Source organism: Blautia sp. CGZ-1-C1 (genome assembly GCF_056504575.1).
In genome coordinates, this window is record NZ_JBWLUT010000195.1 from 1 (window position 1) to 9,191 (window position 9,191).

Annotated in this window: 6 protein-coding genes and 1 pseudogene; all 7 read left to right on the forward strand. The window is 42.8% G+C overall.

Annotated elements, in window-relative coordinates; translation table 11 throughout:
* A pseudogene (gene acsB, locus AC058W_RS17465) lies at nucleotides 1-1,724 on the forward strand (acetyl-CoA decarbonylase/synthase complex subunit alpha/beta); the annotation flags it as partial.
* A gap of 429 nt (nucleotides 1,725-2,153) precedes the next feature.
* Nucleotides 2,154-3,098: an acetyl-CoA decarbonylase/synthase complex subunit delta gene (acsD, locus tag AC058W_RS17470; protein WP_117674558.1), complete on the forward strand. Its 945-nt coding sequence runs from the start codon at nucleotides 2,154-2,156 to the stop codon at nucleotides 3,096-3,098.
* Nucleotides 3,099-3,120: 22 nt separating this feature from the next.
* A complete protein-coding gene (gene acsC / locus AC058W_RS17475; protein WP_117674557.1) occupies nucleotides 3,121-4,479 on the forward strand; it encodes an acetyl-CoA decarbonylase/synthase complex subunit gamma in 1,359 nt (452 codons plus the stop codon).
* Nucleotides 4,480-4,579: 100 nt separating this feature from the next.
* The gene (gene acsE, locus AC058W_RS17480; protein ID WP_008703879.1) at nucleotides 4,580-5,365 is read left to right on the forward strand and encodes a carbon monoxide dehydrogenase/acetyl-CoA synthase methytransferase subunit; all 786 of its coding nucleotides are present in this window, start codon (nucleotides 4,580-4,582) and stop codon (nucleotides 5,363-5,365) included.
* Nucleotides 5,366-5,488: 123 nt separating this feature from the next.
* Nucleotides 5,489-7,429 (forward strand): corrinoid activation/regeneration protein AcsV, encoded by a 1,941-nt coding sequence (gene acsV, locus AC058W_RS17485; protein ID WP_117843778.1) that lies wholly within the window; start codon nucleotides 5,489-5,491, stop codon nucleotides 7,427-7,429.
* 120 nt (nucleotides 7,430-7,549) lie between these two features.
* A complete protein-coding gene (locus AC058W_RS17490) occupies nucleotides 7,550-8,119 on the forward strand; it encodes a DUF3786 domain-containing protein (RefSeq protein ID WP_479390435.1) in 570 nt (189 codons plus the stop codon).
* A gap of 227 nt (nucleotides 8,120-8,346) precedes the next feature.
* Nucleotides 8,347-9,191: formate--tetrahydrofolate ligase (locus tag AC058W_RS17495; RefSeq protein ID WP_479390436.1), on the forward strand; the 845-nt coding region annotated here is incomplete at its 3' end.

Genomic DNA, 9,191 nt, shown 5'->3' on the forward strand with positions numbered 1-9,191 from the left:
ATCCTTGGAAAAGCTCCTTCCGCTCAGGAAGACAGCAGACCTTGTTAAATCCTATCAAGTCTCAGGGTATTCTGATCACTCTGGTTGGTGACGTTATTGACCAGTTCAGAGGAAGTTGGATACAAGACAGGTGCTAATGTACGTGTTATCCCGCTTGGAAAAGACGTAGTACAGCCAGTTATGCATCGTAGTATCTGTTGCACTTCGTGCAGCTCTTATCTTCGGTAACGTGAAACCAGGTGATGCTGCAACTCTGATGGATTACACGATGAAACGTGTACCTGCATTTGTTAATGCATTTGCACCATTAAATGATGTGATCGTAGCTTGTGGTGCAGGCGCTATCGCTCTTGGATTCCCGGTTATCACAAACCAGGAAGATGTTGCTCAGAGTACCGAAGAGCCTTATCTGCCAGAAAGACATCTCCAAATGGAATGCAACTTCTCTGGAAGCCCGTGACATCAAGATCAAAATTACAAACATTGATATCCCTGTTGCTTTCGCATCTGCATTCGAAGGTGAGATTATCCGTCGTAAAGATATGCAGGTTGAATTTGATGGTTCCCGTGTAGACTGTGCAGAGCTTGTACATACATGTGAACCAAGTGAAGTAGAAGACCACAAGATCACAGTTGTTGGTCCGGAAGTAGACGACATGGAACTTGGCAGCAAGAACAGCATTGCATATGTTGTTAAAGTTGCAGGTAAAAACATGCAGCCTGACTTTGAACCGGTTATCGAGCGTAAGTTCCATAACTACATCAACTGTATCGAAGGTGTATACCATACAGGACAGAGAGATATGCAGAGAATCCGTATCAGCAAAGATGCATTTGCTGCAGGCTTCAAGATCAAACATATCGGTGAAGTTCTCTATACACAGGTTAAAAATGAATTTGACGCAGTTGTTGATAAATGTGAAGTTACTATTTATACAGATCCTGCTGAGTGTACAAGAATCCGTCATGAAGTTGCTATCCCGATCTTCGAGAAACGTGATGACCGTCTGAATACTCTGACAGACGAATCTGTAGATGTATATTACAGCTGTATCCTCTGCCAGGCATTCTCCCCGTCTCACGTATGTGTTGTTACACCTGAGAGACTTGGACTTTGCGGTGCCGTTTCATGGCTGGATGCAAAAGCTACCAACGAGCTGGATCCAAACGGACCTTGCCAGGTAATTACAAAAGAAAGACCTATTGATGAGAACCTTGGTTCTTATGAAGACGTAGATGAAGCTGTTAAGAAATTCTCCCAGGGTGCATTAGAGCACGTTACACTGTACTCTATCATGCAGGATCCTATGACATCATGCGGATGCTTCGAGTGTATCTGTGGTATCGAGCCATTCTCCAATGGTGTTGTTATTGCTAACCGTGAGTATGCAGGCATGACACCTCTTGGAATGACATTCTCAGAAATGGCATCCATGACAGGTGGTGGTGTTCAGACACCTGGTTTCATGGGACATGGTAAACATTTCATCAGCTCCAAGAAATTCATGAAGGCAGAAGGCGGTATCGAACGTATCGTATGGATGCCAAAAGAATTAAAAGAGTTTGTTGCTGAACGTCTGAACAACACAGCAAAAGAACTCTACGGAATTGACAACTTTACAGATATGATCGGTGATGAAACAATTGCTACTGATCCGGAAACACTGGTTGGCTTCCTTACAGAAAAAGGCCATCCGGCATTAGCTCTTGAGCCGATGATGTAAAGCATGGTGGTTTCCCCGGAGGTATTATGGAGTCATGCGGAGGCTTTCAATAAGCCTCCGGGTTTAAACGCCCAAAAGCGTATAGATAAAAACCATAGTATATTATATTTCAAGGACATACAAAACGTGATCGTGTGAAAGTACAATCATTCTGTTTCGTAAGGACGAAATGTGGATGCGTAATGATTTGCTGATAAAATATATGCGGAGTGTATGAAGAATCAGTAAAGTTCAGATATGGCAATTTGCCGGATTTTTCACTTTGTTATGGAAAATAAATGAAAGCGGTGAAATTGTTGTTTTTTTAACAAAATATGGCAGAGTGTACTTGTCAACGGGCAGGATAATGTTGTATACTACACATGACATAGTGTGTAAGTCTGCGAAAAGATACATACACACAGTAATTTTTTTAAGGAGGCCAAAAAAATGCCGTTTAATCAGAAACTTCAGAAATTCAATGCAAAGATTAATACAGTCACCATTGGCAGCGGAGATAAGACTGTAACAATCGGCGGAGACTCTACTTATCCATTCTATTCTTTTGATGCACCATCAGAAAACACACCTAAGATTGGTGTGGAAATCTCTGATATGGGTCTTGAGAATATTGTATCCGAAGGTATCAAAGCATACTATGACGGAGCTTCCACAATCGGAGAAATGGCTAAAAAAGCAGCAGCTATGGAAGGTGCTGACTTTGTAGCTCTTATCCTTGAAGGTGGAGATCCAAACGGTGTAAACAAATCTGTTGATGAACTTATCGCAGTTGTAAAAGAAGTTGCTGATGCAATTGATGCACCATTAGTAGTAGAAGGATGCAAGAACGTAGAGAAAGACGCCGAACTTCTTCCGAAGGTAGCAGAAGCTCTTCAGGGAAGAAATGTATTGATCCTTTCTGAAAAAGAAGAAAACTACAAAGCAATCGGTGCTGCAGCAGGACTTGCTTACGATCAGATCGTAGGTGCAGAATCTGCCGTAGATATCAACCTTGCTAAACAGCTTAACGTTGTAACTACTCAGTTAGGCGTTAACGCACAGAAGATCGTTATGAATATCGGTAGTGCTGCTGCCGGATATGGATATGAGTACGTTGTATCTACAATGGACCGTATCAAAGGTGCAGCTTTATCTCAGAATGATAACATGCTGCAGATGCCTATCATTACACCGGTATCCGCTGAGACATGGGGCGTAAAAGAAGCTACAGCTTCTGAAGCTGATATGCCTGAATGGGGACCGGAAGAAGAGCGTGGAATCGATATGGAAGTTATGACAGCTGCTGCTGACCTTGCAGCCGGATCTGATGCAGTCATCTTAAGACATCCGGAAGCTGTTGCAGCTATTTCCAGAATGATCAAAGCACTTGCGTAATTGAATAGGAGGAACAAATAAAATGGCACTGAATGGTATTCAGATCTTTAAATTAACACCAAAGAAAAACTGTAAGGAATGCGGATGCCCAACATGTATGGCTTTCTCTATGAAGGTTGCTCAGGGCGCTATGAAAATCGAACAATGTCCGCATATGTCTGATGAAGCTTTAGCATCTCTTTCCGAGGCAACTGCTCCGCCAATGAAGACAATCAAAATTGGTACTGGTGCAGAAGAACATAGTCTGGGTGGAGAAACAGTATTATTCAGACACGAAAAAACATTTGTAAGCAAGCCAAGATATGCAGTAGCTCTGTGCACATGCATGGATGATGCTACAGTAGAGGCAAAACTTGCAGAGATTCCGAAGGTAGATTATGACCGTATCGGTGAAAGAATGTATGCTGAACTTGTATATGTAAACTGTGGCGAAGGTGCAGATGCAGCTAAATATACAGCACTTGTAGAAAAAGCAGCAGGTCTTGGAAGAACTTTAGTTCTTGAATGCAAAGATCCTGAAATTGCTAAAGCCGCTCTTGCAGTATGCAAAGACAGCAAACCGGTCTTAAACGGTGCAGATGCTTCCAACTATGAAGCAATGAACGCAGTTGCTACAGAAGCAGGTGTTGTTCTCGGTGTATCCGGTAAAGACTTAAATGAATTATATGATACAACAGCAGCTCTTGAAAAACTTGGAAACAAGAACCTTGTTCTTGATACAACAGGCGCTGACATCAAAGAAACCTTTGCAAACACTGTACAGGTTCGTCGTGCAGCTCTGAAAGATCAGGACAGAACATTTGGTTATCCATCTATCGTAAACCTTGTTAAGATCGCAAAAGGTGACCTTCACTTACAGGCAGCTTTAGCATCTATGTTTACAATGAAATATGGTTCCATCATCGTTATGGAGCAGATGACATATGCAGAAGCTCTTCCATTATATGGTCTGCGTCAGAACGTTTTCACTGACCCGCAGAAACCAATGAAAGTTGAGCCAGGTATCTATCCATTAAATGGTGCTGATGAGAATGCGGTAGTAGTTACTACTGTAGACTTTGCTCTTACATATTTCGTAGTATCCGGCGAGCTGGAGCGTTCCGGTGTTCCGCTTAACCTGGTTATCAATGATGCAGGCGGACTTTCCGTACTGACATCCTGGGCAGCTGGTAAATTCTCCGGCAACAGCATTTCCGCTTACATCAAAGAAAATGTTGAGCCTAAGGTGAAATCCAGAAAGCTTATTATCCCAGGTAAGGTAGCAGTTCTTAAGGGTGACCTTGAAGCAAAACTTCCTGGATGGGAAATCATCGTTGGACCAAGAGAAGCTGTACAGCTTGTTAAATTCTTAAAGGATATGCAGGCAGACGGTCAGATCTGATGGGATTAACATGCCGGGCCGGGCATCTGTCCGGTCTGGCGTTTAATGAGAAGCATACAGGTTTTATCCTGTGTAAATAAATAAAAAGGAGAACACGGTTATGGCAAAATTTGTAACAATCGGAGAAAGACTTTCCACTACTGCACCTGCAGTAAACAAAGCATTTACAGAAAGAGATCCAGAGCCGATCATCAAAAGAGCAAAACAGCAGCTTGATGCTGGCGCAACTTACCTTGATGTAAATATCGGACCTGCTGAGAACGACGGAGAAGACCTGATGAAATGGGCTGTACAGCTCCTTCAGTCAGAATTCGACAATGTTCCGCTTGCACTGGATACAACAAATAAGAAAGCTATTGAAGCTGGTATTTCTGTATACAACAGAGCAAAAGGAAAACCGATCGTTAACTCCGCTGATGCTGGTGACAGAATCACAAACATCGATCTTGCAGCAGCAAACGATGCCATCTGTATCGCACTTTGCTCTTCCGGTATGGTAGCAGCAGACAATGATGAACGTATGATGCACTGCCAGAACATGCTTGAAAGAGGTATGTCTCTTGGTATGGAAGCTGAAGATCTCTGGTTTGACCCGTTATTCCTGGTTGTAAAAGGAATGCAGGACAAACAGATGGAAGTTCTTGAAGCAATCAAAATGTTCTCTGATATGGGACTGAACTCCACAGGTGGTCTTTCCAATAACAGTAACGGTATGCCGAAACATATCCGTCCGATCATGGACTCTGCTCTTGTAGCAATGGCTATGATGAATGGTCTTACATCTGCGATCGTTAACCCTAACGACCTTCGTCTGATGGAAACTATTAAATCCTGTGATGTATTCAAAGGCAATACACTGTATGCAGATTCCTATCTGGAAATCTAATCAGTATTTCTGATAAAGCGTATTTGAATAAATTGAATACATAATTATGGGGGCTGAAGGCTTCGGTCTTCAGCCCTCGTTTTATTACAGGCTATTAACGACTATGAGAAAGGTGGTTGCCGAATGTTTAAGGTAACATTTTCATTCGAAGATGGCAGTGTGGTAGAAGCTTATGCCAATGCGGGGGATAATTTACTCGAGGTTGCACGTGGAGCCAATGTGGCGATCGATGCACCATGTTCCGGAAACGGAGCCTGCGGAAAATGCCGTGTCCAGTTAAAAAGCGGAGAACTGGAGAGCAAAAAGACATTACACATTTCTGATGAGGAATATCAGGAAGGATGGCGCCTTGCATGCTGCAGCACGATCAGTGCAGATGTAAATGTGCTGGTACCTGATATTGCATCTGCCTATAAGAGCAGAATGAAAGTAGCTGATTTAAGCTCTAAAGAGGAAATAGCCATTTTTGAAAATGCCAAACGAGATGTGGAACTTGCTGGCATAGAACTGAAAAACAGTCTTGAGGTAGTGGATGTTGTCATGACTCCGCCATCTTTAGACGATACAATGCCGGATAATGAGAGACTGACACGTGCCCTGCGCAAATATTTAAATATCAGCAGAGTCCGGATTCCTTATGCAGTTTTAAAGAAACTTCCGGATGTACTGCGAGAGAATAATTTTGCAGTGAAGTGTGTGATTCGTGCTACATCTGATGATATGTTTGTATATGATATTTTCGGTAAAGATGAAGATGTAGTGATCGGTGGTCTTGCAGTAGATATCGGTACAACAACCGTTTCAGCTGTACTGATTAATATGGAGAATGGTGATATTCTTGCAAAGAGTTCCGCCGGAAACGGACAGATTCGTTTCGGTGCGGATGTAATTAACCGAATCGTGGAATCACAGAAGCCTGGTGGACAGAAGAAACTGCAGGATGCTGTCATCAAGGAAACAATCAATCCTATGATCCATGAGATGTGCAGAAGTGCAAATTTCCCGGCAAACCGTATATACAGGATGTGTGTAGCATCCAACACAACTATGAATCATCTGTTTGCAGGAATCAATTCTGATCCATTACGTACAGAACCGTATATCCCTGCATTCTTTAAGACCAATTCCCTTTTTGCTTCCGATGTGGGAATTGAGATTAATAAAGATGCCCATATTATTATGGCACCAAATATCGGAAGCTATGTAGGCGGTGATATCACAGCCGGTACAATGGTCAGCCAGATCTGGAACAGACCAGAGTTCTCACTGTTTATCGACCTTGGTACAAACGGAGAGCTTGTATTTGGTAACTCAGACTTTATGATGAGCTGCGCATGTTCTGCAGGCCCTGCCTTTGAGGGTGGTGATATCAGCTGTGGTATGCGTGCAACAGATGGCGCGATTGAAGCATGTACCATTGATAAAGAGACGATGGAGCCGACCTATAAGATCGTAGGTGATCAGGGAACCAAACCTGTAGGTTTGTGTGGTTCCGGTATCATCGACGTAATCAGTGAACTTTATATCTGCGGAATCATTAACCCGAAAGGTAAATTTATCCGCGAAGGTAAGAGAATCAAACATGATAAATATGGAATGGGAAGCTATATCCTTGCTTTTGAAGAAGAGGCAGGATCAGTAAAAGATGTCGAGATCACAGAAGTTGATATTGATAACTTTATCCGTGCAAAAGGCGCGATCTTCTCAGCTATCCGTACCATGCTGACTTCTCTGGACTTTGATGTGAGCATGATTGATGAAGTCTATGTTGCAGGTGGTATCGGAAGTGGTATCAATATGCAGAATGCAGTCAACATCGGTATGTTCCCGGATATTCCAATCGAAAAATTCCACTATATCGGTAACTCTTCCCTGACAGGTGCATATCTTATGCTTCTGTCAACGCCGGCGGAGAAGAAGACATACGAACTGGCTTCTAACATGACATATATGGAACTTTCCACAGTTCCGATCTATATGGATGAATTTGTAGGAGCATGTTTCATTCCTCATACAGATACCAGTATGTTCCCGACAGTAATGGAAGAGGTTCAGAACCGCTGATATTTATACGGCATACGGCAGGTTACCGGGAGTGAACCGTAACGATTGCCGCACCTGAATGAATAAAAAGTAACAGGGCAGGCAAGTATATTTTGTCTGTCCTGTCTGTGGAGACTTAGAATGGCTTTTAGCTTAAATGATTTAAATTATGAAAAAGACAGCAAGGAAAGAATGCCATGGGAGCATTATACACAGGAGTTTGCAGCGGCAGATCCCAAAGAAATAGCTTCAAGGCTGTCCATTCCTTACGATGAAGAAACAAAAACACTGACATTAACTTTTCTTGGAACACAGTATCAGATTACATGGCCGGATTTTACAGTAACACATACGCCGGATGATAGAGGCTTTTATCCGCTGGAAGATATGATTTATGCCAGAATCCTGACCATTCGTTTTCTCTTAAATGGAGTGAAATCTGAAAGTTCCGGAAAATTTAAAACATATCGTGAGATGCCATGGGGCGAGGTATATTTAAGGCAGTTTGACGGCAGATGCATCAAACGTCTGGCATTTTCCTATGGAAATCGTCTGGGAGATTTCAAAGCAATTATGGAGCATATCAAGGCAGTTGCTGTAAAGCATGGTGATATTGCTTATGAAGTGGAGATTTTCCCGGAATACAAAGTGCAGATGATCCTCTGGGAAGGCGATGATGAATTTCCACCGTCTTCACAGATTCTCTTCTGACAACTTCCCTGTTTCTTTTCAGGCAGAGGATATGGCTGTTATGGGAGATGTGATTATCGGTTCACTGAAGGCATTTCTGAAATGCGTTCAGGCATAAATCTTGAATAAGACAGGCGGCACCTGTTTTAGATAAAAACCGTAACTATTCAGCACCTTGCTGGATAGCATACTGCTAAACAGTTACGAAAAACCGACTTAAATGCGGAGTAAAAAGGAGGTAATTTGAAATGGGATTCAAATCAGACATTGAAATTGCACAGGAATGCGAAATGCTTCCAATTACCCAGATTGCAGAAAAAGCAGGTATTGATGACAAATATCTGGAGCAGTACGGAAAGTACAAAGCAAAAATTGACTACAATCTTCTGAAAGAAAGTGACAAGAAAGACGGAAAATTAATCCTTGTTACAGCTATCAATCCAACTCCTGCCGGAGAGGGTAAAACAACTACCACTGTAGGCCTTGCAGATGGTATGCAGAGACTTGGCAAGAGCGTTATGGTAGCTCTTCGTGAGCCATCCTTAGGACCGGTATTCGGTGTTAAAGGTGGTGCAGCCGGTGGCGGATATGCACAGGTTGTTCCTATGGAAGATATCAACCTTCACTTCACAGGTGACTTCCATGCGATCGGCGCAGCTAACAACTTACTTGCAGCTATGATCGATAACCATATTTTCCAGGGTAACGCATTAAACATTGACCCACGTAAGATCACATGGAGAAGATGTGTTGATATGAACGACCGTCAGCTTCGTAATGTAATCGACGGCCTTGGCGGAAGAACAAACGGTATGCCTCGTGAAGACGGATACGACATCACAGTTGCATCTGAGATTATGGCAGTTCTCTGTCTTGCAAGTGACATCAAAGACCTGAAAGAAAGATTATCCAAGATTATCATTGGTTATACATATGGTAAAGTTTCCGAGCAGAAGCCGGTAACAGCCGGTGACCTTCACGCAGAAGGTGCTATGACAGCTCTGTTAAAAGATGCCCTGAAACCAAACCTTGTACAGACTCTGGAACACGTTCCTGCAATCGTACATGGCGGACCATTCGCTAACATCGCTCA

Bases quoted from the DNA above. Each gene is read 5' to 3' on its own strand.
- acsD (WP_117674558.1), top strand. From the start codon at position 2,154: ATGCCGTTTAATCAGAAACTTCAGAAATTCAATGCAAAGATTAATACA.
- AC058W_RS17490 (WP_479390435.1), top strand. From the start codon at position 7,550: ATGGCTTTTAGCTTAAATGATTTAAATTATGAAAAAGACAGCAAGGAA.
- acsC (WP_117674557.1), top strand. From the start codon at position 3,121: ATGGCACTGAATGGTATTCAGATCTTTAAATTAACACCAAAGAAAAAC.
- acsE (WP_008703879.1), top strand. From the start codon at position 4,580: ATGGCAAAATTTGTAACAATCGGAGAAAGACTTTCCACTACTGCACCT.
- acsV (WP_117843778.1), top strand. From the start codon at position 5,489: ATGTTTAAGGTAACATTTTCATTCGAAGATGGCAGTGTGGTAGAAGCT.